The following is a 23,612-nucleotide window of genomic DNA, read 5'->3' as shown; positions in this document are numbered from 1 at the left end:
CTTACCCCCGACCGATGAATGGCATGCCCGCAGCCATCACCATCAGTTCTGGCACGGCCACCTCATTCGGCAGCGCGACGATGTCGGCCACCAACCGGGCAACGTGCGCGGGATCGAACGTCGGCTCCGCCTTCCGCGAACCGTCCGCCTGGAGCGCGTTCACGAACGATCCGGTCATGTCGGTCGCGGCGTTGCCGATATCCAGGCGGGTTGCGGTGATGTTGTGCGCCCGCCCATCGAGCAGGATCGACCGCGTCAGGCCGGCGATCGCGTGCTTCGTGGTTGTGTATGCCACCGACTCCGGCCGCGGCACGTGCGCCGAGATCGACGCATTGTTGATGATCCGACCGCCTCCGGTTGCCTTCATCATCCGCACCGCCTCACGGGCGCACCAGACCGAGCCGGTCACGTTGACCTGCCAGGCCGCATGCCAGGTGTCGTCGTCGATCGTGTCGACCGTCTGGCCGATAGGAAAAATGCCGGCGTTGTTGAACAGAACGTCGACCCGTCCATGCGCCTCCGCCACCCTGTCGAAGAGCGCGCGGACCGACGCGGAGTCCGTCACGTCGGTCGGGACGGTGAGGACATCCGCGTGGCCCTTCGCCGTCTCCGCCAGCAACTCCGGCCGCCGACCGGCCAGGACGACGCGGTGTCCCCGGCCCAACAGTTCCCGGGCGACGGTGCGCCCGATCCCGGATCCACCGCCTGTCACGACCACGACCCGCGGCAGGCTGGCGCTCACCGCTTCGCCGCCCCGCTGCGGACCGCCTTGCGCAGTTCGGGCGGGAGCGCGAACGTCAGGTTCTCTTCCGTCAGACGTTCCTCCACGACATCGTTGAAGCCATCCTCGGCCAGCCGCGCGATGACGCCCTCGACCAGCACCTCCGGCACCGAGGCCCCCGAGGTCACTCCCACCGACGAGACCCCCTCCAGCCAGGCCGGGTCGATCTCGTTCGCGTGGTCGACCCGGTGGGCCGCCTTCGCGCCGGCGTCGAGCGCGACCTCGACGAGGCGTACCGAATTCGACGAGTTCGCCGAGCCCACCACGATCATCAGATCGGAGTGTTCGGCGATCTGCTTGACGGCCGCCTGTCGGTTGGTCGTCGCATAACAGATGTCGTCCGACGGCGGATCGATCAGGTTCGGGAAGCGCTCCTTGAGGCGACGCACGATCTGCATGGTCTCGTCGACGCTCAGCGTCGTCTGGGACAGCCACGCGACCCGGTCGGGATCGGGCACCTCGACGGTCTCCGCGTCGGCCGGCGATTGGACGAGAATGGTCCGCTCCGGAGCCTCTCCCGCCGTGCCCTCGACTTCTTCGTGGCCCGCGTGGCCGATCAGCAGGATCGTCAGATCCTCCGCGGCGAATCGCTGGGCTTCCTTGTGCACCTTGGTCACCAAGGGACAGGTCGCATCGATGGTCTGCAGGACTCGGCGCTTGGCCTCGGCATGCACCATTGGCGACACCCCGTGCGCGGAGAACACGGTGATCGACCCCTCGGGCACCTCGTCGAGTTCCTCGACGAAGATCGCGCCGCGTTCGGTCAATGTCTCCACGACGTGCTTGTTGTGCACGATCTGCTTGCGGACATAGACCGGCGCGCCATAGTGCTCAAGCGCCTTCTCCACCGTCACCACCGCGCGGTCCACACCGGCGCAATAGCCGCGCGGCGCTGCGACCACTATTCGCTTCTCACCAGATCCAGTCATGCCGCACAGTCTAGGAGTCCCGTCCGGAGGGCCAAGACCGTCGTACCGTCCGTCGTCCGGGAATGTCGGACCAGCCGCATAGGGTGTCCCACGTGTCCATGCAGTCCTCCCCGGAGTCCCCGCAGCCCCTCGGCAAGGTCGTCACCGCCGTCAAAGGCTGGGTCGAGCGCTGCGGTCAGGTGTGGGTCGAAGGACAGCTGATCGAGCTGAAGCGGCGCCAGAACAGCCAGTGGCACTGGCTGACGCTGCGGGATCGGTACGCGGAGGTGTCCGCGTCGGTCTCGGTCCCCGCCGAAGTGCTGGAGGCAGCGGGTCCGGTGTCGGCGGGCATGACGGTGACGTGTCTGCTGAGCCCCCAGGTGTGGACCAAGACCGGCAGCCTGTCGTTCGCCTGCGCGGACCTGCGGCCCTCGGGCGAGGGGCGTCTGCTCGCGCAACTGGAACAGCGCAAGCGCCAACTCCAGGCCGAGGGCCTGTTCGACCGCGCGCTCAAGAAACGGCTCCCGGTCCTGCCCGCGGCCATCGGCCTGATCACCGGTGCCGGGTCGGCGGCCGAGCGGGACGTGGTCGAGAACGTGCGCCGACGCTGGCCCGGCGCGGTCCTCGAGGTCCGGCACACGCTGGTGCAGGGTCCGCAGGCGGCAGAGCAGGTCATGGCCGCACTCACGTCGCTGGATGCGCTGGAGCAGGTGCAGGTGATCGTGATCGCCCGCGGCGGCGGATCTCTGGAAGATCTCCTGCCGTTCTCCGACGAGGGCCTCGTCCGGGCGGTGTTCGCGGCGCGCACGCCGGTCGTCAGCGCAATTGGTCACGAAACCGACATGCCGATCCTCGACCTCGTCGCGGATCTGCGGGCCTCGACGCCAACGGACGCGGCCAAGCGCGTGGTGCCGGACGTGGCGGAGGAATACGTCCGCGTCGGACAGGCCCGGGACCAGATGCGGCGCGCCGTGCTCGGCTTGGTGGAGCGCGAGCAGCACCGTCTCGACCAGCTCCGCAACCGCCCGTGCCTGATCGACCCGCTCTATGCGTTCACGCTCAAACACCGCGAGATCGACGACCTCCACCAGCGCGCGGGGCGCGCGGCCAACGCACTGTTGGATCGGGAGACGACCGGTGTGCGCCACGCCCTCGAACGGATCCGGGCGATGTCACCGAAACAGACCTTGGATCGGGGCTATGCGATTCTGCTCGACGGATCGGGCCAAGCGGTGTCGTCGGTCGGTCAGGTCGACGAGGGCGATGGGCTGCAGGCCCGTCTGGCGGACGGACAGCTGGTGGTGGAAGTGCACGAGGTGACCCGCGCCGACGGCCGGGACGCGCACGAGGAATGGGAGGACTTCGATGAGTGAAGAACCGCGGGGCGACGAGCTCAGCTATGAGGCGGCTCGCGACGAGTTGATCGAGGTGGTCCGCAGGCTCGAGGCGGGCGGTGCCTCCCTGGCCGAGTCGATGCAATTGTGGGAGCGCGGGGAAAAGCTCGCGGAGATCTGTCAGCGGTGGCTCGACGGCGCCCGGGCAAAGGTCGAAGAGTCCCGACGCGCTGCGGCGCAGGAGGCCAACGAGTGAGCGGCTATTCCGCTGTGATCTTCGATCTCGACGGGACGATCCTGGATTCCTCACCGATCATCTGCCGCGCCATGTCGCTGGCGTCCGCGGAATTCGGGCATCCACGCGATCCCGAGGTGTTCCGGCCATATATCGGGCCGCCGCCGTGGCACACGTTCGCCGAGGTCACCGGCGAGCCGATGGAAGTCGTGGAGCGCATCGTCCCCCGCTATCGCGAGATCTATGACGAGCTGATGGCCGACACCCCCAGCTATCCGGGCATGCCCGGACTCGTCGACGCGCTCGCAGCAGCGGGCACGCCGCTCGCCGTCGCCACTTCCAAGTTGCGCTCGGCAGCCATCACGCTGCTCGAGGGAGTCGGGCTGGCCGACCGGTTCGTCACGATCCAGGGCGCCGGTCAGGATCCGGCGAGCGCGGTGAAGGCCACGGTGATCGGCACGGCCGTTGCCGACCTCCGGGCCGCCGGGGTCGACACCTCCCGGATGGTGATGGTCGGTGACCGCCACCACGATCTCGACGGGGCAGCCGAGTTCGGCGTCCCCACAATCATGGTCGCGTGGGGCTACGGTCTTGCCGGCGAGGAGGAAGGCGCGCTCGCGCACGTGCACACCCCGGCCGAGTTGGCGACGGCGCTCGGCCTGTCGCACCCCGTGGGCGTCGCCTGACGATCCAGCGGGTCGTGGACGCACCGGTGCCGGCCCACCAGTTCAGGAGGCCCGCAACGTGCGTGCGAACTGCTGCAGATCGATGAACTCGGCGTCCGAGGTGACCAGCGTCGCCGTGTGTTCGTCCCGGAGCACCAGCGACTGCGTACGCCCGTCCCGCGACTCCCAGCGCTCCCACTCGCGGCCCTCGATCGGCTCCGCGCCGACGCGAGTGCCCTCTCGGGTGACCTCGCGGACGAACTGGTCCAAGCGGTCGTCGCCCTGGTTGATCTCGTAGTACATCTTGTCCGGCGACAGATAGCCGAGCCGCCAATGGTTCCGCGGCGACGCACCTCCGCCCACCGTGGCATCCCCGGTGCGCAGCCAGCTCACCCGCGACGGCACCCAGGGGTCCCGGCCCTCCTCCGGCAGCCCCTCGGGCGCCCACAACGGCCAGTCGACCTCCGCGCGAGCCACGTCCGCGACCGGTCGCCAGTCGACTCGCTCGACGGGATAGTCATCGAGGTTGTTCGTCAACAGCCAGGTCAACAGGAGGATCGGGATCATGATCACCGCCAGCGAGCGGAGCATGTCCGCGGCGGTGGCCTTGCGCTGCTTGTCTGCCACCGGCCCATCCTCACACGCCCGCGGCGGTTTCCCGGTCGCGGCTCAGAGGGGGGTACGCGGATTCCGTGCGGGGAGAGTTCACCTCGACGTCACCTCGTCATCATCCGGACCCGACAGGTTGGCCGCGATCCCCCGCGTCCTCGTTTTCGAAAGGTACTCCTCGTGCTCCGACGCCTCGCCGCACTCGCTGTCGCCACCTCAGCCTGCGCCGCCCTCACCGTCCCGGCGCTCGCCGTGACCGAGCCCATCGTCCATTCCGCTCCCGACGCCGCGCTGAGCGTGACGCCGCTGGGCACCTACGCCACCGGCGTCTTCGCCCAGTCCGCCGCCGAGATCGTCGCTTTCCACGCCAAGACGCAGCGCCTGTTCGTGGTGAACGCCGCTGCCGGCCAGGTCGACGTTCTCGACGGCCGCGATGCCGCCGCCCCCACCAAGCTCTTCGACCTGCAGACCGCGGAGGTGCAGTCCGAAGACGGTTCGGTCATCCCGGCGGGTGCGGTCGCCAACTCCGTCGCGATCCGCCCGGACGGTCTCGGGGTCATCGCGGTGGAGGCACCGGACAAGACCGACAACGGCTGGGTCGTGTTCTTCGACGCGACCGCCGACCGGAACGCGACCCTGGGCGCGGTCCGCGTGGGCGCGCTGCCGGACATGCTCACCTTCACCCCCGACGGCAAGCAGATCCTCGTCGCCAACGAGGGGGAGCCGGCGGAGGATTATTCGGTGGACCCCGAGGGTTCGATCTCGGTGATCAAGGCGCCGCCGCAGGTCCGTGCGGGCAAGCAGAACCAGGTCAAGACCGCCGACTTCCGCGCGTTCGAGGGCAAGCTGCCCGCGGGAGTCCGCATCTTCGGCCCCGCGGGCACCGACGCGCAGAACCTCGAGCCGGAATACATCACCGTTGACGGGCGCTCCAAGAAGGCCTACGTCACTCTGCAGGAGAACAACGCGATCGCGGTGGTCAATCTCGACCAAGCCCGCGTCGAGCGGATCCTCCCCCTCGGCACGCAGGACCTCGCCCAGGTGGCGATGGATGTCTCGGACCGTGACCAGGCAATCAACATCGCGACCTGGCCGGGTGTGGAGTCCTTCCTGCTGCCCGATGCGATCGCCTCCTACGAGGTGGGCGGCCGGACCTATCTGGTCACCGCCAACGAGGGGGATGCCCGCGACTGGGACGCCTTCTCCGAGGAGGCGCGGGTCAAGGACCTCGGCAAGGACGGCCTCAAGCCGATCTGCGCGGACGCCCCCGCGTACGCCCATCGCACCGACGCCGAACTCGGCCGCCTGACGATCACTACGACGGCGGGCCTCAACGCCGAGGGCACCTGCTACGAAACCCTGTACGCCTTCGGCGGGCGTTCGTTCTCCATCTTCGACACCGACGGCAACCGGGTCTTCGATTCCGGCTCGCAGTTCGAGGAGATCACCGCGGCGGCGATCCCGGAGTTCTTCAACTACAACCACGAGGAGAACGCCTTCGACAACCGCTCCGACAACAAGGGCCCCGAGCCCGAGGGTGTCGTGGTCGGCGAGGTCGACGGTCGGACCTATGCGTTCATCGGGTTCGAGCGCATCGGGGGCGTGATCGTCTATGACGTCACCGATCCGCGCGCCGCGGAGTTCGTCACCTATGTGAACAACCGCGACTTCTCGGCGGACCCGGAAACCGCGGCCGCCGGTGATCTCGGTCCCGAGGGCCTCGCCTTGGTCCCGGCCTCGGATTCCCCCACCGGCCGGCCGATGCTGGTGATCGGCAACGAGGTGTCGGGCACGACAACGACGTTCGACATTCGCTGACCGCCTGATCCACCCGGTGCGCGCCCGCGGCCCCGGCACTCTGCCCGGGCGCGCCCCGACCCCCTTGCACCGCCACGCGAGACGGCAAAGGCCCCCGACCGGAACGGTCGAGGGCCTTGGTGAAGCCGTTGGGAATCAGTCGACGATGTCGAACATCCCGGTCGCCTCGGCGAGCTTGGCGAGCGAATCACGGCCGGGCACGCCGTCCGCGTCGCTGCCGGAATAGCCGAGGTGGCCCTGCCAACGGGAATAGGACTCGAGGAACATCGTCCCCAGCGAGCCGTCATCGGTGTTGCGGTTCGGCAGGCCGGCCTGATCGAGAGCACGACGCAGTGCGGTCTCGAGGAGCATGCCGAGCTCCTTGTCCATGCCCTCACCGGTCGGGGTGCTGGGGCTCGAGTCATGGGCGACGACCTCGCGGACGCGGCCGACGGACAGGCGAGGCTTGGCAGCCGCGCGCTCCTCCTCGGCGCGGCGCGCCTCCTCGGCCTGCCGGGCCTCGTCCTGCGCACGCAGCTCGGCGGCCGCGGCCTCGGCCTGGGCGGCTGCCTCGGCGTCGACCTGGGCCTGGCGCTCGGCCTCGGCACGGTCGGCGGCGTCGCGGTCGGCGGCCTCACGGGCCTCCGCCTCGTCGCGGGCCTTCGTCGCCTGCTCGGCCTGGGCCTTCTCGGCGGCCTCCTTCAGGCGATCGGCGGTCTCCTGGGCTTCCTTCGCCTTGTCCTTGTCGCCGCCACTGAAGGCGTCCTTGATCTTGTCGAAAACACTCATGGGAAGTCCTCTCTGTCCCTTGTTGGGGAGTTCAGGTGGCCCGCAACGGAGCCAGGAACATCCTAGGACCCGCCGGGTGTGTGCTGAACGCACGTGGACTGACATGGTGGAGGCATGCGCAACGATGAGCAGGCACCCTTGATCCTGGCCCTGGGTGAGGCCGTTCCCGACATTGACGAGTCCGCTTTCCTGGCGCCGGGGTGCGCCGTCGTGGGCGAGGTGATCGTGAACGCGGAGGCGTCGGTGTGGTATGGCGCAGCACTCCGCGGTGACTATGTCCCAGTGTCGATCGGTGCCCGAAGCAATGTGCAGGACAACGCAACCCTGCACGCGGATCCGGGCTTCCCGTGCGAAGTCGGTGAGGACGTCACGATCGGTCACAACGCGGTGGTGCACGGCTGCACGATCGAGGCGGGCTGCGTGATCGGGATGGGGTCGGTGATCATGAACGGCGCTGTCATCGGGGCGGGCAGCCTCGTCGCCGGTGGCGCGGTCGTGATGCCGGGAACGAAGGTGCCGCCCGGAAGCTTGGTCGCGGGCACGCCCGGAAAGGTGCGTCGCCCCACCTCCGATGCCGAACGAGAACAGTTCCTCAAGAGCGCAGCGACCTATGTGGCGAATGCCAAGCGCCACAAGGCCGCGTGGGAAGGCGCCGGCGAATCCTGAGGACACAGGTGGGCGGGGAAGGGGACCACCTGTCTCCCCTCCCCGCCCACGCCTGCGGGGTTGGCACGCGCCTCAGCCGGCGTGGTCCTCCAACATCTCGGTGACCAGGGCCGCAATCGGTGACCGTTCGGAACGGTTCAGCGTCACGTGCGCGAAGAGAGGGTGGCCCTTCAATTTCTCCACGACGGCGACCACTCCGTCGTGTCGGCCAACGCGGAGATTGTCGCGTTGGGCGACATCGTGCGTCAAGACCACCCGCGAGTTCTGTCCGATTCTGCTGAGCACGGTGAGCAGGACGCCACGTTCGAGTGACTGTGCCTCATCGACGATGACGAAAGCATCGTGCAGTGACCGCCCCCTGATGTGGGTGAGCGGCAGGACCTCGAGCAGTCCGCGGTCGAGCACTTCGTCGATCACATTGCGGTTCGTGACAGCGCCCAGCGTGTCGAACACCGCCTGTGCCCACGGCGCCATCTTCTCGTGCTCGCTGCCGGGCAGATAACCGAGTTCCTGCCCACCCACGGCGAACAAGGGCCGGAACACGACGACCTTGGAGTGCTGACGCCTTTCGAGCACGGCCTCGAGGCCTGCGCAAAGCGCCAGCGCGGACTTTCCGGTGCCGGCACGACCGCCGAGCGACACGATGCCGACTTCCGAGTCCAGCAGGATGTCGAGCGCTACCCGCTGTTCTGCCGATCGCCCATGCAACCCGAAGGCTTCACGGTCCGAGCGGATGAGGCGTACCCTCTTGTCCGCCCCCACGCGACCCAGCGCCGACGATCCACCGCCCAGCAACACGATGCCCGTGTTGCACGGCAGATCGCGTGCGTCGTCGACGTCGGCGACGCCATCGTTGTAAAGCGCGTCGATCACCTGGGGATGGACCCCGAGTTCCGCCATGCCGGTATACCCGGATGTCACCACCGCATCCGCCCGGTATTCCTCCGCCGCCAGACCCACCGCGGACGCTTTGACCCGCATCGGCAGGTCCTTGGAAACGAGCACGACGTCCGCACCCTCGGCCTGATAGTTGATAGCGACCGAAAGGATTCGCGAGTCGTTGTCACCGAGCCGAAAGCCGCTGGGCAGTCGTGCGGGATCGGTGTGGTTGAGCTCGACCAGCAGCGTGCCGCCCTCGTCATTGATGGGCAGCGGCGCGTCGAGGCGGCCGTGATCGGTGCGGAGGTCATCGAGATGCCGCAGGGCCGTGCGGGCGAAATAGCCGAGCTCGGGATGATGCCGTTTGGCCTCGAGTTCGGTGATCACCACGATCGGCAGCACTACGGCGTGTTCGGCGAACCGCTTCAGAGCATGCGGGTCGCTGAGGAGCACGGAGGTGTCGATCACATAGGTGCGGCGGGAGCTTTCGGTCAGCGTCACGTCAGATCCTTCTGCGTGGGACCGTTCACCACCAGTTCCCGGTCCCACCTGGTGCTCAGGTTTGGGACCGTGCTCCGTCGGGGACTGGTGTGATCCCCCATCGCCCGCTCCGAGGAGAGGTTGGATGCATGGACATTGCCTCCGGTCGCGAGCGGCTTCCCCTCCGCCCGTTGAAAGTGACGCTAGGCCCCGGACCCGCCAATTCGCGACTGCCCCGCCGAGACGTCACTGGCTTGTTTCCGGGCGTTGCGGAGAGTTCACGTGGATTTCAGGTACGCGGGGTTTCGCGTGGGCGGCGATCTCCTTCGACCTCACTTGCCGAAGCGTCGCTCCCGTTGCGCATAGGACCGCAGAGCCCGGATGAAATCGACGCGGCGGAAGTCCGGCCAGAGCGCCTCACAGAAATAGAACTCGCTGTGGGCGGACTGCCAGATCAGGAAGCCCGAAAGACGCTGTTCACCGGAGGTTCGGATCACCAGGTCCGGGTCCGGCTGGCCCGCCGTGTAGAGATGGGCGGCAATATCCTCCATCTCGACGGTCTCGGCGAGCTCGGCGAGGCTCGTGCCCTTGGCCGCCTCGGCGGCCAGCAGGGACCGGACGGCATCACGCAGCTCGTGTCGGCCGCCGTAGGAGACGGCGACGTTGACGTGCATCCCTTCGTTGTTCTTGGTGAACTCCCCCGCCCGTCGGAGCCGACCGGCCGTTTCCGACGGCAGCAGGTCCAGCGCCCCCACGGGCTGGACACGCCAGCGCCCGGTCGCCGCGAGCGCATCCACCATCTGTTCGATGACCTCGAGGAGAGGCTTGAGTTCTGCCGCATCGCTGCGTTTGAAGTTGTCGGTGGAGAGGACCCACAACGTCACGACCTCGATGCCGACCTCGTCGCACCAGGCCACGAACTGTTCGAGCTTGTCCGCGCCGGCGCGATAGCCGGTCACCAAGGGCTCGCCGGGCGCGTTCAGCCGTGCCCACCGACGGTTTCCATCCGCCATCACCGCGATGTGCTTGGGCAGTTTGTCCGGCGGGATCTCCGCCATGAGGCGCTGTTCATAGGTCGTGTAGAGCAGCCCGGTCGGGTGCAGCCGGTCCGCCCACTCGCGGAACCGATCACGTTGCGCCATGACCGGCACCCTATCGCTTCGACAGGAGGCGTCCGAAGAAACCTCCGCCGCGGCCATTCACGGTCCCGACCCCCTGGGCGCGCCCGGAGACCCAGCGGCGACACTGTTGGTTCAGCACGGATGTTGCACGAGCGGGGGCAGCGCCCTACCGTGAACCTACGGTACCGTAACTTACGGCACCGTAGGAAGGAGTGAAACGTGTCAGTCGACCATCAGCCCTCCCCCAACGAAGCATCCGACCTGGGGCAGCGTCTCGCGGAAACACTCCACCCCCTCAAGCCGAAGCTCCGCGGCTGGCTTCACGCCGGCTGGACACCACTCGCCCTCATCGGCGGACTCGTGCTGGTTATCGGCGCACCGACCACACTCGGGCGCATCGGTGGCGCCATCTTCATGATCGGCTCCCTCCTGCTCTTCGGGACCAGTGCGATCTATCACCGGTTCACCTGGAGCCCGAAGGCCGACGCGGTCCTCCGGCGGATCGACCACTCGAACATCTTCTTGTTCATCGCGGCCACCTACACACCCCTTTCCCTCCTGCTCCTCTCCGGCGGCTCCCGCATCGCTCTGCTCACTCTGATCTGGATCGCGGCCGCCTGCGGTCTGCTGTTTCGGGTGTTGTGGCTGTCGGCACCGCGCTGGCTCTACACCGCGCTCTATCTCGTCATGGGCTGGGCTGCGCTCGGTTGGCTCTGGCAGTTCTGGACGGCAGGTGGGCCGATCGTGTTCGCGCTCATCGTTGCCGGCGGGCTCTGCTACACGGCCGGGGCGATCGTGTACGCCCGAAAGCGACCCGATCCCTCGCCTCGCTGGTTCGGGTTCCACGAGATCTTCCACGTCGCCACGATTCTCGGTTCGGCCTGCCACTACGCCGCCATCGCGACCGCAACTTTCTGATCCCTGGCGTCCATCGGGGAAAACCGCCCCGCCGGTTCGGCACGCGACCCGCCCGGGCGCAATAGACTCGGTTCCGACATGGATGTCGAGCTGACCGAGGTTCTGGATTTCCTGGCCTCACACGAGCCGTTCTCGGATCTGCCCAGCGAGGTGCTGCGCACGCTGCCGAGTCAGTTGACCGCGCGCTATTACCGCCGCGGTTCGGTGCTCTGCGCGCTCGGCGAGCACAGCGAGAACCTCTTCATCCTCCGCTCCGGCGCGGTCGATCTCCACGACAACCAGGGGACGCTGATCGAGCGGTGCGAAGAGGGCAAGAGCATGGGCATCACCGCGCTGCTCGACCGCGAACCCTCCGTCTATAGCTTCACCGCCCGCGAGGATTCCTTGGTGCTGCTCATGCCGGCCCAGCTTTTCCGTCGACTGTGCGCGGATGAGCCGGTGTTCCAGCAGTACTATCTGCGCCGCAAGAACCGCGTGCGCGAAGGCGTGGAGGCGCTGCACGCGGGTCGCGGCGGGGCCATCCTCAAGACGCATGTCCGGGAGATCCTGCCGTCCCCGATGGTCGCCACCGAGCCGGACACCTCGGTCATGGAGGCGGTGCAGATCATGGCCGACCACACGGTGTCCGGACTGCTCATCGTCGAGGACAACCAACTCGTCGGCGTCTTCACCGACCACGATCTCCGGGTCCATGTCGTCGCTGCCGGACACTCCCTCTCACTGCCTGTCCGCATCTTCATGACGGAGAACCCCATCTTCGTCACGGAGGAGGCACTCGCTTTCGAGGCACTGCTGGAGATGGTCAGCCGCAACATCGATCACTTGCCGGTCACCCGCAACGGCGTCCCTGTCGGCATGGTCACATCGCGGGACCTGATGCGGCTCGAACACACCAACCCGATCTATCTGGCGGGTGACATCGCCAAGCAACGGGACGTGGAGGGCCTCGTGACGGTCAGCCACCGGCGCAACAAGGTCGTCGAACAGCTTGTGGCCCAGGACGCGAGCGCCGACGACATCGGGCGCGTCGCCACCGCGATCGGCGATCAGATCACTCGTCGTCTGCTCCAACTTGCCGAGGCCGAACTGGGCGAACCACCCGTGCCCTATTGCTGGATCGCGCTCGGCTCCCAGGGGCGTCTCGAGCAGGGTCCCGCGAGCGACCAGGACAACGGCCTGATCCTCGATGACGCGGCACGCCCTGAGGACGCCCACTATTTCTCGCAACTGGCCGACTTCGTCGTGCAGGGCCTCGCTGCCGCGGGCTATCCGTTGTGTCCCGGTGACGTGATGGCGACCAACCCCCGGTGGCGCCGCCCGTTGGCGATGTGGCGCCAACAGTTCCGCCACTGGATCGTCGCTCCCGAGTCGGAGGCCCTGCTGAGCGCTCAGACCTTCTTCGACCTCCGCCCGGTCCACGGTGCGCTGCGCCTCGGGCAGACGCTGATCGAACAGATCGCGCGCGAGGCCCGACATCATCCCCGCTTCCTCACCCATCTGGCCGCGCACGCAGTTGACCGCCAGCCCCCCCTCGGCTTCTTCCGCAAGTTCGTCGTGGAAAAGGAGGGCCAGCACGCGGCCACGTTCGACATCAAGGCCTTCGGGATCGGCCCGATCGTGGAGATCGCCCGTGTGCTGTCGCTGTCGAGGGGGTTGCCCCAGGTGAACACCAAGGAACGTCTGTTGGCGGCCCGCGGCGCAGGCGCGCTGAACGAGGAGAACGCGCAGGACCTGCTCGACGCCTGGGAGTTCATCAGCTATGCCCGGCTCCAGCACCAGGCCACCCAGATGGCACGCGGGCAGGCGCCGGACAACTATATTCCGCCCGCTGAGCTCGGTTCCTTCGATCGCCGCCTGCTGCGCGACGCGTTCCAGGTGGTCCGCAAGCAGCAGCAGGCCCTGGCCTATCTCCACAGGACGCACCTCACATGATCACCCGTTTGTTCGGAGATCGCGTCGATGCCCAGCGGCGGCAGGCAACCAGGCAGGCGCGCGGCCCGCTGCTTGATTGCCTCACCACGCCCCTGCCGGACCGCGCCCTCCCTGCCGCCCGCGTTCCGATGCTCGCGGTCGACTTCGAGACCACCGGTTTGAACCCGGACACGGACGATCTGCTGAGTGTGGGCTATGTGGCCGTCAACGGCCTCGAGATCGACTTCAGCACAGCCGGCCAGTTCGTGATCCGGGGGGCCCAGGAAGTCGGCCAGAGCGCGACCGTGCACGGCCTCACGGACGATACCGTCGCCGCAGGGGTCACTCTGCACAAGGCGATCACGGCCATCGTCAAGGCGCTGCGGGGCCGTGTCATGCTGGCGCACTTCGCCGACATCGAGGAGAAGTTTCTCGACCGTGCCTGCCGCGACCTCTTCGGTGCCGGGCTGCCCCTGCTGTCCGTGGACACCATGATGTTGCAGCACCACGTCCTGGCCCACAGCAATACCCACCACGGCAGCGTGCGGTTGTGGGGTGCTCGGGAACGATACGGCCTGCCCGTCTATCGGGCTCATGAGGCGCTGACGGATGCCGTCGCCTGTGCCGAGCTCTTCCTGGCCCAAGTCGCCGAGATCGGCCCGACCACGCCGCTGCGCAAGTTGGTCCGCTGGTCCGCCTGATCTCCCGGCCGTCCGCTGAGTCACCGAAAGTGCCCTGTGGACAACTCGGCCGGGCGGCCCCACGGGCTGTCCGTCTTCTCCAAGCTTGTCGGCATGAGCTTTGAAGACCTGCCCCCGAATTGGCCCTCGATGTCCCTCCGAAATCCCGACCTGGCCGCCGATGTCGTCGACCTCGTCGTCAGCCATCGCGATCGGCTGAGCAACTCTCTGTCGCTGCTGCTCTGCGACCACCTCGGCTGCATGATCCAGCCGGTCACCATCAACGGGATGAAATGGGGGTGCACCGATCCGGAACGACAACGGCCGTTCGACATGCTCGGTCCGCTCATGGACGAGGAGCAGTTCGCCGAGATCTCCGGCGTGGTCGTGGCGATCGCCCACCGCCAGCCCCGGGTGCGCATGAGCGACCACGAATGGGCGCGGACCGCGCGGAGCCGCCTTGACCGCCTCGGGTTGGATCTCTTCGGTTGTTTCGTCGCCCACAGCCGGGGCGTCCTGATGATTCCGGACGGTTTGGAGACGCGTCGTGCTGACGCGAGCTGAGATTGAGGGGCGTACGCTCGGGGACGTGCCCAGCCCTTCCTCGCCCGCTTGCCCGTGGCCAGGGGCGCATCCGGACTATCGGGCCTATCACGACGATGAATGGGGTCGCCCGGTCCGCGACGATCAGCGGCTCTTCGAGAAGCTCGTGCTCGAGGGGTTCCAGTCTGGTTTGTCGTGGTTGACGATCCTGCGCAAGAGGCCGGCCTTCCGCGCGGCGTTCATGGGATTCGACCCCGCGCGTGTTGCTGTGTTCGGCGATGACGACCTTGCACGGCTGATGTCGGATGCCGGGATCGTCCGCAATCGACGAAAGATCGAGGCTGCCATCGCCAACGCCCGCACGGTGCTCACGCTCGCCGACGCACATGGATCGTTCGCCGACTTCGTGTGGCGTTTCGCCCCCGACCAGCACACCCGGCCGGCCACCATGGCGGACGTTCCTCCCCACTCAGCGGAGTCGACCGCGTTGGCCAAGGAGCTGAAGGAGGCCGGGGCACGGTTCGTCGGTCCCACGACGGTCTACGCGTTCATGCAGGCCATGGGCTTGGTCAATGATCATCTGGTCGGGTGCCCGGCCGGAGATGCGATCGGCACCGGCTGAGCGATCGTGCCTCAGTCCCGAGGAGTGCGGAGGGCTTCGACGACCGCGGCAAGGTCGTGAACCCCTGCCGCCTGCTCGGGGCTGAGCCCGCCCAGCTGAGTTCGGTGAGCGGCCTCGAAAACCCGGGCGATCGAGTCATACAGTTCCGCACCCCAGCCTGCGGCTTCCTGGGTGGCGGCGATCTCCCGCATCTCGTCCGGGAAACGATCGGACTTGCTCACGGCAACAGCGATGCGATTCGGCCCAGCGGCTCCCAGCGGACCGAGCATGTCGCCCCAGTCCGCCGCCACGAAATCGGCCACACCATGCGCGTCCGCCGTTCGCAGAGACTGGATCATGAGCGCCGTGAGGCCCTTATAGACGGCGGCGGTGCACATCTTGATCGCCGACGCTTGGCCGGGCTCGGCGCCGACCACGATCGATCGCAAACCTTCGGTGTCGAAATCGGCCAGGACCGAGGCCGCTGCTCCGGAGAGATAGACCCGGGTGGAATCGTCGGCGTCGGGCCGTGGCGGGTTGCCGCTGATCGAGCCATCGACGACCGGGCAGCCGACCTCGGTGAGGACGGCGCCGACCCGGTCCATGGTGGGCAGCGAGACTGCGTTGAGGTCAGCGACGATGGGGCGCACCCCTTTGCGCCGCGCTGCGTCAGCGATCTGCTCGGCATTCGACACCACTTGGGCCGGTGGCACCACGCTGACCACCACCTCCGCCTCGGCCACGACATCGTCGACCGAGTCGAGCCAGTCCAAGCCGTTGGCCAATTCCCGGGTCCGGGCCGACCGACCGGCCACCGTGGTGACAACGCGGGCGCCACCCCGTTGCCAGGCCCGGCCCAACGCGGCGCCCATGGCCCCCGGGGAGAGCACGCCGATCGTGGTCATCTCAGCTCCGCGGTTCCGGTGTCTTCCCGTCGACAGAGGCCGAAGCAGGCCGGGCGGACCGCGCCGCCGAGTCCTGACGGGGCTCACGACGCGTCGGGATGCCTTCCTCAGGAATGTCGATCTTGCGCATCTGCTTGCGCAGGCTCCGATAGAGCAGGAACATCACGAACCCGAGGGCAAGCGTGAGCACGAGCGGAATCCAGCCGGCCACCACTGAATTGGGGTCGGGTGCGACAGCAAACGGGATCATGAACAAAGACTCTACGCCTCGCAGCCCAGCCGATCGACCGCTCGGACATCCGCGGCAATTCCGGCGAACAGGTCATCCTCCGGCAGCGGAACACCGATCCGGTCGATCACGAGCTCGAAATCCTCCGTGGGCCAGACCCTGCGCTGGAGTTCCAGAGGGATGCGGAACCAGAGGCCGTCGGGATCGATCTGGGTCGCGTGTGCGAGAAGCGCCCGGTCGCGGATATGGAAATGGTCTGCGCAATAGACCGATGTCGTGACCCGGTTGGGCGCCGAGGCGATATCAGCCTCCGTCTTGCCGACCAGCCAGCCGGCGAACGGCGACTCGTCCCCCCGGGCGAGCACCGCCTGATGCATCGCCCACGCCCGGGCCATGTTGAACGTGTGGTCGAAATAGACCTTGGACACGGCCCAGGCAGGTCCGTGCTCCGGCCAGGCATCAGGATCGGCAGCGGCTTCGACTGCCGCCATCGTCACCTTGTGACACATGATGTGGTCCGGATGGGGATAGCCCCCGTTCTCGTCATAGGTGGTGACCACCTGGGGCCGGAACTCGCGCAGGACCCGCACCAAGGGACCCGCGGCAATCGCCGGATCCTGCAGCGCAAAGCAGCCTTCCGGCAGCGGCGGAAGGGGATCGCCCTCGGGAAGGCCGGAGTCGACGAACCCGAGCCACGTCTGTTCGATCCCGAGGATCTCGCGGGCCCGGTCCATCTCCTGCGCTCGCACCGCGGCCAGATTCGCCTCGATGTCAGGCCGTTCCATGGCGGGGTTCAGGATCGACCCCCGCTCACCGCCGGTGCACGTGGCCACCATCACCCGCACGCCCTCCGACACATAGCGCGCCGTCGTCGCGGCCCCCTTGCTGGACTCGTCGTCGGGGTGGGCGTGGACATGCAGCAGCCGCAGCGGTTGGCCCGCAGCATCGGTCCGCACCGGCGGTCGATCGGTCATCAAATCTCCGCAACGCTCAGGGATGGAACGGACGTCAGCATAGGCCGGACTCGACCGACCCTTTGCACACTCGGGCATAGGGTGGCGAGGTGACCATCTCCGACATTGACCGCCGCCGCATTGCGGAGCGTTATCCGGAACGCCGTCGCCCCTGGCTCGTGCCGGTGATCGCCGCTCCCCTGCTCGCCCTGGTGGTGTTCTGGTTGTGGATCTCGGCCTTCCACTCCAATCCGGCCCTGAGCGCGGATGTCGCGGCCTTCGAGGTGACGTCGGATTCGGAGATCAAGGTCAAGGTCATGATCGACCGATCCAAGCCCGAGGTGACCGGTCACTGCTTGGTCTATGCCCAAGCCCCCGACTTCGAACGTGTTGGCGAGGTTCAGGTGCCCGTTGCGGCTTCGGACCGCAAGGTCGAGCAGGTCGAGGTGACGATCCGCACGTTCAGACGTTCCACGAGCGCTTCCGTGGATCGGTGCACCGCCGATTGAAACCCGCCTGTCAGGCGGAGTTGGTAGGCTCTTGCGATGGCAGAAACCGACACCAACACGATTTGGCTGACCCAGGACGCGTTCGACAAGCTCAACGAGGAACTGGAGCAGCTGACGAACGAGGGCCGCGCTGAAATCGCGGCCCGGATTGCGGCTGCGCGCGAAGAGGGCGACCTGAAGGAGAACGGCGGATACCACGCCGCGCGCGAGGAACAGGGCAAGCAGGAGGCACGCATCGTCCAACTCCAGGACATGCTGCGCCGCGCTCAGGTCGGTGACCCACCGGCCTCGACCGACACTGCGGTGCCCGGCACGAAGATCACCATCGCCTTCTTCGGCGACCATGACGACACCGACACGTTCCTCCTCGGCTCCCGCGAGGTCATGGGCGTCGACGAGGCGGCGGACGACCTGAACGTCTATAGCCCCCAGTCCCCATTGGGCGCAGCGATCCTCGACCACAAGGTCGGCGACACGGTCAGCTATGAGACCCCCAACGGCAAGACAGTTTCCGTCGAGATCCTCAAGGTCGAGGTCTTCCAGGGCTGATCACCGGGTTTCCGCCATAAAGCGAACCGCCCCGGGTCCAACCGGGGCGGTTCGCTTTTGGCTGTTCGAGGACTAGCCCAGATCGGCCAGCGCCTTCTGCGCTTCCTCAGGCGACAACTCCCCGGCTGCGACCTGCGCCAGGATCTCGTCGCGCGACAACCTCGGCGCGGGTGCCTCGTTGTCCGCCTCCCCCGAGAGCCCGAGTCGCATCAGCAACTGGGTGAGGCGAAGCCGGGCGGTCGGATAGGAGACCCCCAAGTGCTTCTCGACCTCGCGCAGATTTCCTCTGGACGCGAGGAACACCCGCAGCGTCTCGATCTCCGAAGGGTTGAGTGCGCAGAACTCACACGTGTGGAAGACCCCGGCGAGTTCAGTGCCGCACGAGGTGCAGCCGAGCCGCGTGACGTGGAGCTGGTCACCGCAGACCGGACAATCGCTCGGCGCGCGGTGCGGTTCATCGTGATGGTGCGTGGCAGACATCAGGCCTCCTGACGGGGCTCGGTGCCGACTCGGACGGTGGCGTGGCCCATGACGACCCCGACATCGAGGCGCGCCGCCCCATTGCCCATGACGACCTCATCACCGGCACCGGAGTGCCCGCCCGCCCACGCGACCTTGCCGAGTTGGGACTCCGCGCGAACCGTGACGTTGGAGTCGTCATCCAGTTCCACGACGAGCGACCCCGACTCACAGCGCAGCCGTGACCGGCCGGTTGCGATGCGCCCCTTCACGGTCGCCTGGCCCGCCTGCACGAGCACGTCGTGCGCCTCTTCGATCCCGGTCAGCTTGGCGCCACCGGCCGTGACGCGGACCTTCCCCAGGAACCGCACGTCTTCGGTCGTGAGCGAACCGGCCGTGAGCTCGACATCGACGATCAAGTTCGGATTCACTCGGATGAACAGTTCCTTGCCGAGCCCCAGATTGCGCACATCCTCAAGGCTGCGCGGCGGCCGCAGCAGAGTGAAGCCATCGATCGATGCCCCGAGCTCACCGTCACTGGAAATCTCGAGCACCGAGCCCGTGCGCCGCAGCACGTGTGCTCCGTCAACCGACGCTGTCGCCACCCTCGGCTCGCTCGCAATCCGGACCCGCCGACCCACCGCCCGGACGGAGACGCGATCAACACCCTTGGTGTTGGTGGTCCGTCGGTCCGCCGGTGGCACGTCGTCGTCGACACCGGCCGCCGCCGGGCGCTCGGACGCGGCTGGCTTCGGATCCGGATCAGCAGCCCGATGCTCACCCTTCGGCTGGTCACCGGTCACATAACTGGCTGCGCGATTGAAGGTCTCGCGCGCATAGGTCTGCCAGCGGGGTTCGGCCTTGGGCTCCTCCGCGCTGCTCGCGCCGGCGTCACCGTCACTTCGGTGATCATCAGCGGCCGCGGGGCCGGAATCGAAGCGCGGCGGCTCGGTGGTGTCGCCGGTCGCGGCGCCGTCCTCAGCGGTGGACGGCTGCTCCTGGGCGGCCTTCAACGCGTCAATGCGCCGACTGGCCTCAGCCGCATCGATGCGGCCAGCGGCGAGCTCCTCAAGGATGGGGGTCAGGTCAGGACTGCTCATGCCTCAAATCTAAATTCGACCTAGCTCATTTGAAAGAGTGGTTTTCCATTCCTTTACCCTGAGCCATCCCCGGCCCGCCTATTGGACCGACTGGTTGCGCCATGCACGCATTCATCAATATGGTTGCATGGTGCAAGCAAACGACCCTCGCGGGGAGGCCTCAGCCCAGATCCTCGAGTCCCTCCTGACCATCGGCCGCGCCGCCCGCAAGCGCCTGGACAGCGGCTCGGACCAAGTCGGCTATTGGGTCGTCCACATGCTTTCCCAACTCGGACCCACCCGGAACCGCGATCTCGCTGCGGCGTGCGGACTGGACGCGTCGACCGTGTCCCGACAGGTGCGGAGCCTGGAGGAGGCCCAGCTCATCGACCGCTGCCCGGATCCGGCCGACGGCCGGGCCCACCTGGTGTCACTTTCCTCCGAGGGCAGCCGTCGCGTCGCAGAGGCCAAGGCCCGCCGGCTCGGCATCGTGACCGAGCGGCTCGCCGACTGGTCCCCCGATGACGTCATCACGCTGGCCGCGCTGCTCTCGCGCCTGGCGCGGGAGATCGCGCCCGTGGACGGGCTCGGACCCGAGCAGCGGGACTCTGCGTACTCCTCCGACCACAACCGACAGGACTGACCCCGTGGCCAAATCCCTCCCCGCACCGGCACCCGAGGCGAAGCCGAGCTTCCAGCTCGACCCGGCTGGCCGCAGGGTCTTCATCGGCCTCATGCTCGGCATGCTGGTCGCCTCGATCAGCCAGACGATCGTGGGCCCGGCGATGCCGCGGATCGTGGCCGAACTCGGCGGCATGGACCACTATTCGTGGTTGGCGACCGCCGCGATGCTGGTCTCCGCCATCACCGTCCCGATCGCCGGCAAGCTCTCGGACCTCTATGGCCGACGCCCCTTCTATATCGCCGGGCTCGCCATCTTCTTGCTCGGCTCGCTGCTGTCCGGCCTCGCCCCGAACTTCTGGATGCTCGTCGCCGCTCGAGGCATCCAGGGCCTCGGCATGGGCACCCTGATGCCGCTCTCCCAGACGATCATCGGCGACATCGTGCCGGCACGGTTCCGCGGGAAATACCAGGCGGTCATGGGCGCCGTCTTCGGCGTCACATCGATCGTCGGCCCACTTGCCGGCGGCTTCATCACCGACTTCTGGGGTTGGCGCTGGCTCTTCTTCGTCAGCCTGCCGATCGGCGTCGCCGCGCTCGTGGTGATCACCCGCTTCCTCCACCTCCCGCACACCAGGCGCGAGGTGCGCATCGACTATGCGGGCATGGTCACGCTCGCCGTCGCGCTCACCAGCATCCTTCTGGCGACATCGTTCGGTGGCACGACGTGGCCTTGGGCTTCCCCGCAGATCCTGGGGCTGTACGCCGTCGGCGCCGTCTTCACCGTCGCGTTCATCATCATCGAGACCCGGGCGGAGGAGCCTGTCCTTCCGTTGCGCCTCTTCCGCAGCTCGATCTTCACGCTCTCCAACCTCGCCAGCTTCGGCGTGGCGATGATGATGTTCGGTGCGATCATCTATATCCCGGTCTATGCCCAGGGCGTGATGGGCGTGAACGCCGCCCAGTCCGGTCTGATTCTGATGCCGCTGATGCTCGGCATGATCGTGATGGGCATGATCGCGGGATTCATCGTGACGAAAACCGGGCGCTACAAGGAAGTCATCCTGGGCGGGGCGGTGCTCATGATTGCCGGCTATGGCTGGCTCTTCCGCCTCAGCTATGGCGCGCACCCGTTGGAGCTGACCGGAGCCATGACCGTGTTCGGCATCGGTTTGGGTCTGGCGATGCAGCAGTACACCCTCGTGGTCCAGAACAATGCCCGTCGCCAGGACCTCGGAGTGGCCACCTCGTCGATCCAGTTCTTCCGGAACGTGGGGTCGACCGTCGGCATCGCCATCTTCGGCACCGTCATGACGACCTCGCTGCCCGGCGCGATCGCCCGACATCTGCCCCCGGGGACGACCGGAGAGACCGGCCCGATGGATGCCGGGTCGGTGCTCGATCCCGCCGTTCTCAGCGGCCTGCCGGCACCGGTGGCCGAGGCCATCCGGATGGGCCTGGCCGAATCACTGCACAACACGTTCCTGATCGGCCTGCCGCTGGGCCTGTTCGTGCTGGTCACGTCGTTCTTCATCAAGGCCATTCCGTTGCGGGAGACCATCCAGTCCTCCGAGGAGGCCGGGCGCGAAATACTCGACGCGATGGCCCAGTCGAGCCACCACGCGAACGACCTGGTGCCGTTGCTCAACGAGACCAGCCGCACCCGCGAGCGCATCACCGGCCTCCAGTTCAGCATCCTCGCCGAGCGCGCCCGGCAGGGCCAATATCCCCTGCTGCTGCAAGCCGTCACCGACCTCGGCGGGGGCGACCCGGAGCGCGGCATCGCGCTGCTCGAGCGCACCGCCACCATGCTGTCGACGGAGAACGACCGACAGATGGCGGAATTGGAGGAGTACGCCGCAGAGGTCGCGGCGTATGGCTCGAAGGACGGCGGCGTGCTCAGCCCAGAACTGCGCCGCCGCCTCGCGGTGCTCGCCGCCCAACGCGACAAGGAGACCGTGCTCAGCGAGTTGGAGCCGACGGTCAGCAAGCGCTTCGACGCGGTCAACGTCCGCGACCTGCAGACGGTCGGCAACGACCTCAACGCGGCGCTGCTGGTCGATCTCAGCATTACCGGACTGCCCGATGCCTGGTCGTCCGCACCGGACTCCGACGAGCGCTAACCGGCCGGGGCCACTCCGGCCTCGTCGGATTCCTTGGTCCGGCCGGTGGCGGCGTACCCGATGAACGACTTCGCGAACGCCATCAGCGGGACGACCAGCAACGCACCGACGATGCCGGCCACGCTGATGCCGATCGTGATGCCGAAGATCACAGCAAGCGGATGCAGGGACACCGCTTTGCCGAGAAGCATCGGCTGCAACACGTTGCCCTCGATCTGGTTCACCGCGACGATCACGCCGAGCATGATGAGCGCCTGGACCGGGCCGACCGTCACCAGGGTGATGAGGGTGACGATCGCGCCGGAGACCAGGATGCCGACGATGGGCACGAAGGCCGAGATGAACAACAGCGCGCCGAGCGCCGGTGCCATCGGCACGCCCATGATGACGGCGGCGATCAGGGGAAAGATTGCGTCCACGGCTGCGACGATCACGGTGGCGCGCACGTATTCCATGAGTGAGTTCCAGCCGGATTTCCCGCCGCCGTCGACCCGGTCGCGGGCGGCGCTGGGCACGAGCCGCAACAGCCATTTCCAGATCATCGGCCCGTCATAGAGCATGAAGAACATCGCGAAGAGCGCGAGGATCAGCCCGGCGAGAAAGTTGCCGATGGCACCCGCCCCGGTCGTGGCATAGCGGGCGATGGTGGCCTGTTGTTCCCGCAGGTACTTCGTGAGCTGGTCCATCCAGCCGTTGATCTGCTCCTGGCTGATCTGCAGGGGCCCGCTGTTGAGCCAGGCCATCAACTGGTGGAAGCCCTCCATCGCGCGCTGCCCGAGTTCGTCCGCCTGACCGGCGATCTGGCTGATGATCAGGGTCAGCATGCCGCTCACCACCAGGAGGCCACCGACCAGCGTGATCACCGCGGCGATGGGCCGGGGGACGCCCCACGTCATCAACCGGGACGCAATGGGCACCAGGCCCGCCGCCAGCATGATCCCGATGGCGAGCGGAATGGTGACGGCCGAGAGCCGGGCCGCGAGCCAGCCGATCCCCGCGACCAGTGCGGCGATCAGCAGCAGCCGCCAGCTCCAGGAAGCGGCGATCTGGATGCCGCGGGGCACGGCCCTGTCGAACTCGGCAGATCGTCGGCGCTGGAGGTCCAGGTCGGTGCGGATGTCCTCGTCGGCGTCCCGGGAGCGTGCGAGCTCCTGCCGAATCCCATCCAGCGTGCCCTCGAGTTCGCCCCGCGTGCGTCGTGTCCAGAACATCCACCCTCCTCGTCGCCGCGTGACACTCTATGGGGTGCCACGGGGCAGAAATCGGAA

Annotated in this window: 26 protein-coding genes; 14 read left to right on the top strand and 12 right to left on the bottom strand. The window is 67.4% G+C overall.

Annotated features, from left to right (window positions below; all coding sequences use genetic code 11):
* Position 1 precedes the first annotated feature (1 nt).
* Both ACQ260_RS08445 and ACQ260_RS08440 read right to left on the bottom strand, forming a co-directional pair.
* The gene (locus ACQ260_RS08445) at positions 2-742 is read right to left on the bottom strand and encodes an SDR family oxidoreductase (protein ID WP_432558987.1); all 741 of its coding nucleotides are present in this window, start codon (positions 740-742) and stop codon (positions 2-4) included.
* Positions 739-1,710 (bottom strand): 4-hydroxy-3-methylbut-2-enyl diphosphate reductase, encoded by a 972-nt coding sequence (locus ACQ260_RS08440; protein WP_432558986.1) that lies wholly within the window; start codon positions 1,708-1,710, stop codon positions 739-741. Before ACQ260_RS08440 ends, ACQ260_RS08445 begins: the two co-directional genes overlap by 4 nt.
* 98 nt (positions 1,711-1,808) lie before the next feature.
* Here ACQ260_RS08440 and xseA point away from each other — a divergent pair, with 98 nt between their 5' ends.
* From xseA to ACQ260_RS08425, 3 genes are read left to right on the top strand one after another with little or no spacing between them, the layout of a single operon-like run.
* Positions 1,809-3,062 (top strand): exodeoxyribonuclease VII large subunit, encoded by a 1,254-nt coding sequence (xseA, locus tag ACQ260_RS08435; RefSeq protein WP_432559281.1) that lies wholly within the window; start codon positions 1,809-1,811, stop codon positions 3,060-3,062.
* Positions 3,055-3,279, top strand: coding sequence for an exodeoxyribonuclease VII small subunit (locus ACQ260_RS08430; protein ID WP_432558985.1), 225 nt, complete (start codon positions 3,055-3,057; stop codon positions 3,277-3,279). The genes xseA and ACQ260_RS08430 overlap by 8 nt, the downstream gene beginning before the upstream one ends.
* Entirely contained in the window at positions 3,276-3,944 is a 669-nt protein-coding gene (locus ACQ260_RS08425; RefSeq protein ID WP_432558984.1) for an HAD family hydrolase, read from the top strand. The genes ACQ260_RS08430 and ACQ260_RS08425 overlap by 4 nt, the downstream gene beginning before the upstream one ends.
* A 42-nt stretch (positions 3,945-3,986) precedes the next feature.
* Here ACQ260_RS08425 and ACQ260_RS08420 read toward each other — a convergent pair whose 3' ends face one another.
* Complete coding sequence (locus ACQ260_RS08420) at positions 3,987-4,550, bottom strand: DUF4245 domain-containing protein (protein WP_432558983.1); 564 nt, start codon at positions 4,548-4,550, stop codon at positions 3,987-3,989.
* A 162-nt stretch (positions 4,551-4,712) separates the two neighbouring features.
* On the opposite strand from ACQ260_RS08420, the gene ACQ260_RS08415 reads away from it, so the two are divergent.
* Positions 4,713-6,350, top strand: a complete 1,638-nt coding sequence (locus ACQ260_RS08415) for a choice-of-anchor I family protein (RefSeq protein ID WP_432558982.1) — start codon at positions 4,713-4,715, stop codon at positions 6,348-6,350.
* A gap of 135 nt (positions 6,351-6,485) precedes the next feature.
* On the opposite strand, the gene ACQ260_RS08410 is transcribed toward ACQ260_RS08415, so the two are convergent.
* Entirely contained in the window at positions 6,486-7,118 is a 633-nt protein-coding gene (locus ACQ260_RS08410; RefSeq protein ID WP_432558981.1) for a hypothetical protein, read from the bottom strand.
* 114 nt (positions 7,119-7,232) lie between these two features.
* Here ACQ260_RS08410 and ACQ260_RS08405 point away from each other — a divergent pair, with 114 nt between their 5' ends.
* Positions 7,233-7,784: a gamma carbonic anhydrase family protein gene (locus tag ACQ260_RS08405; protein WP_432558980.1), complete on the top strand. Its 552-nt coding sequence runs from the start codon at positions 7,233-7,235 to the stop codon at positions 7,782-7,784.
* A 72-nt stretch (positions 7,785-7,856) separates the two neighbouring features.
* Here ACQ260_RS08405 and phoH2 read toward each other — a convergent pair whose 3' ends face one another.
* On the bottom strand, positions 7,857-9,164 hold the full coding sequence (gene phoH2, locus ACQ260_RS08400; protein ID WP_432558979.1) for an RNA 5'-3' helicase PhoH2: 1,308 nt from the start codon (positions 9,162-9,164) through the stop codon (positions 7,857-7,859).
* 311 nt (positions 9,165-9,475) lie between these two features.
* A complete protein-coding gene (locus tag ACQ260_RS08395) occupies positions 9,476-10,285 on the bottom strand; it encodes an isoprenyl transferase (protein ID WP_432558978.1) in 810 nt (269 codons plus the stop codon).
* Between the two features lie 198 nt (positions 10,286-10,483).
* Here ACQ260_RS08395 and trhA point away from each other — a divergent pair, with 198 nt between their 5' ends.
* The 5 genes from trhA (at position 10,484) to ACQ260_RS08370 (ending at position 14,938) form a co-directional block, all read left to right on the top strand.
* Positions 10,484-11,182, top strand: coding sequence for a PAQR family membrane homeostasis protein TrhA (trhA, locus tag ACQ260_RS08390; protein WP_432558977.1), 699 nt, complete (start codon positions 10,484-10,486; stop codon positions 11,180-11,182).
* A gap of 78 nt (positions 11,183-11,260) precedes the next feature.
* Complete coding sequence (locus ACQ260_RS08385; protein ID WP_432558976.1) at positions 11,261-13,114, top strand: DUF294 nucleotidyltransferase-like domain-containing protein; 1,854 nt, start codon at positions 11,261-11,263, stop codon at positions 13,112-13,114.
* Complete coding sequence (locus tag ACQ260_RS08380) at positions 13,111-13,794, top strand: exonuclease domain-containing protein (protein ID WP_432558975.1); 684 nt, start codon at positions 13,111-13,113, stop codon at positions 13,792-13,794. The genes ACQ260_RS08385 and ACQ260_RS08380 overlap by 4 nt, the downstream gene beginning before the upstream one ends.
* A gap of 93 nt (positions 13,795-13,887) precedes the next feature.
* Positions 13,888-14,337 carry a hypothetical protein gene (locus ACQ260_RS08375; RefSeq protein ID WP_432558974.1) on the top strand — a complete coding sequence of 150 codons (450 nt, stop codon included), beginning with the start codon at positions 13,888-13,890 and terminating at the stop codon, positions 14,335-14,337.
* Positions 14,338-14,362: 25 nt separating this feature from the next.
* Positions 14,363-14,938, top strand: a complete 576-nt coding sequence (locus ACQ260_RS08370; RefSeq protein WP_432558973.1) for a DNA-3-methyladenine glycosylase I — start codon at positions 14,363-14,365, stop codon at positions 14,936-14,938.
* A gap of 11 nt (positions 14,939-14,949) precedes the next feature.
* Here ACQ260_RS08370 and ACQ260_RS08365 read toward each other — a convergent pair whose 3' ends face one another.
* Genes ACQ260_RS08365 through mca form a run of 3 tightly spaced genes read right to left on the bottom strand, consistent with a single transcriptional unit; the run spans position 14,950 to position 17,025 of the window.
* Complete coding sequence (locus tag ACQ260_RS08365) at positions 14,950-15,822, bottom strand: DUF1932 domain-containing protein (RefSeq protein ID WP_432558972.1); 873 nt, start codon at positions 15,820-15,822, stop codon at positions 14,950-14,952.
* Position 15,823: 1 nt separating this feature from the next.
* Positions 15,824-16,072, bottom strand: a complete 249-nt coding sequence (locus tag ACQ260_RS08360) for a hypothetical protein (protein ID WP_432558971.1) — start codon at positions 16,070-16,072, stop codon at positions 15,824-15,826.
* A gap of 11 nt (positions 16,073-16,083) precedes the next feature.
* A complete protein-coding gene (mca, locus tag ACQ260_RS08355) occupies positions 16,084-17,025 on the bottom strand; it encodes a mycothiol conjugate amidase Mca (RefSeq protein WP_432558970.1) in 942 nt (313 codons plus the stop codon).
* 89 nt (positions 17,026-17,114) lie between these two features.
* Here mca and ACQ260_RS08350 point away from each other — a divergent pair, with 89 nt between their 5' ends.
* Together ACQ260_RS08350 and greA are read left to right on the top strand one after the other, a co-directional pair.
* Positions 17,115-17,513 carry a DUF4307 domain-containing protein gene (locus ACQ260_RS08350; RefSeq protein WP_432558969.1) on the top strand — a complete coding sequence of 133 codons (399 nt, stop codon included), beginning with the start codon at positions 17,115-17,117 and terminating at the stop codon, positions 17,511-17,513.
* A 36-nt stretch (positions 17,514-17,549) separates the two neighbouring features.
* Positions 17,550-18,062: a transcription elongation factor GreA gene (gene greA, locus ACQ260_RS08345; RefSeq protein WP_432558968.1), complete on the top strand. Its 513-nt coding sequence runs from the start codon at positions 17,550-17,552 to the stop codon at positions 18,060-18,062.
* A gap of 72 nt (positions 18,063-18,134) precedes the next feature.
* On the opposite strand, the gene ACQ260_RS08340 is transcribed toward greA, so the two are convergent.
* Both ACQ260_RS08340 and ACQ260_RS08335 read right to left on the bottom strand, forming a co-directional pair.
* Entirely contained in the window at positions 18,135-18,542 is a 408-nt protein-coding gene (locus ACQ260_RS08340) for a DUF2089 domain-containing protein (RefSeq protein WP_432558967.1), read from the bottom strand.
* Positions 18,542-19,621 carry a hypothetical protein gene (locus ACQ260_RS08335; protein ID WP_432558966.1) on the bottom strand — a complete coding sequence of 360 codons (1,080 nt, stop codon included), beginning with the start codon at positions 19,619-19,621 and terminating at the stop codon, positions 18,542-18,544. Before ACQ260_RS08335 ends, ACQ260_RS08340 begins: the two co-directional genes overlap by 1 nt.
* Positions 19,622-19,748: 127 nt before the next feature.
* Between ACQ260_RS08335 and ACQ260_RS08330 the strand changes: the two genes are divergently transcribed.
* Complete coding sequence (locus tag ACQ260_RS08330; protein WP_432558965.1) at positions 19,749-20,243, top strand: MarR family winged helix-turn-helix transcriptional regulator; 495 nt, start codon at positions 19,749-19,751, stop codon at positions 20,241-20,243.
* A gap of 4 nt (positions 20,244-20,247) precedes the next feature.
* Entirely contained in the window at positions 20,248-22,344 is a 2,097-nt protein-coding gene (locus ACQ260_RS08325) for a DHA2 family efflux MFS transporter permease subunit (protein ID WP_432558964.1), read from the top strand.
* On the opposite strand, the gene ACQ260_RS08320 is transcribed toward ACQ260_RS08325, so the two are convergent.
* Entirely contained in the window at positions 22,341-23,555 is a 1,215-nt protein-coding gene (locus ACQ260_RS08320) for an AI-2E family transporter (protein ID WP_432558963.1), read from the bottom strand. The genes ACQ260_RS08325 and ACQ260_RS08320 overlap by 4 nt on opposite strands.
* Positions 23,556-23,612: the final 57 nt, after the last annotated feature.

This window comes from Ammonicoccus luteus, from assembly GCF_050880385.1.
GTDB lineage: Bacteria > Actinomycetota > Actinomycetes > Propionibacteriales > Propionibacteriaceae > Enemella.
The sequence above is the reverse complement of the archived record's forward strand: the minus strand, read 5'-3'. Positions and strand labels throughout refer to the sequence as shown.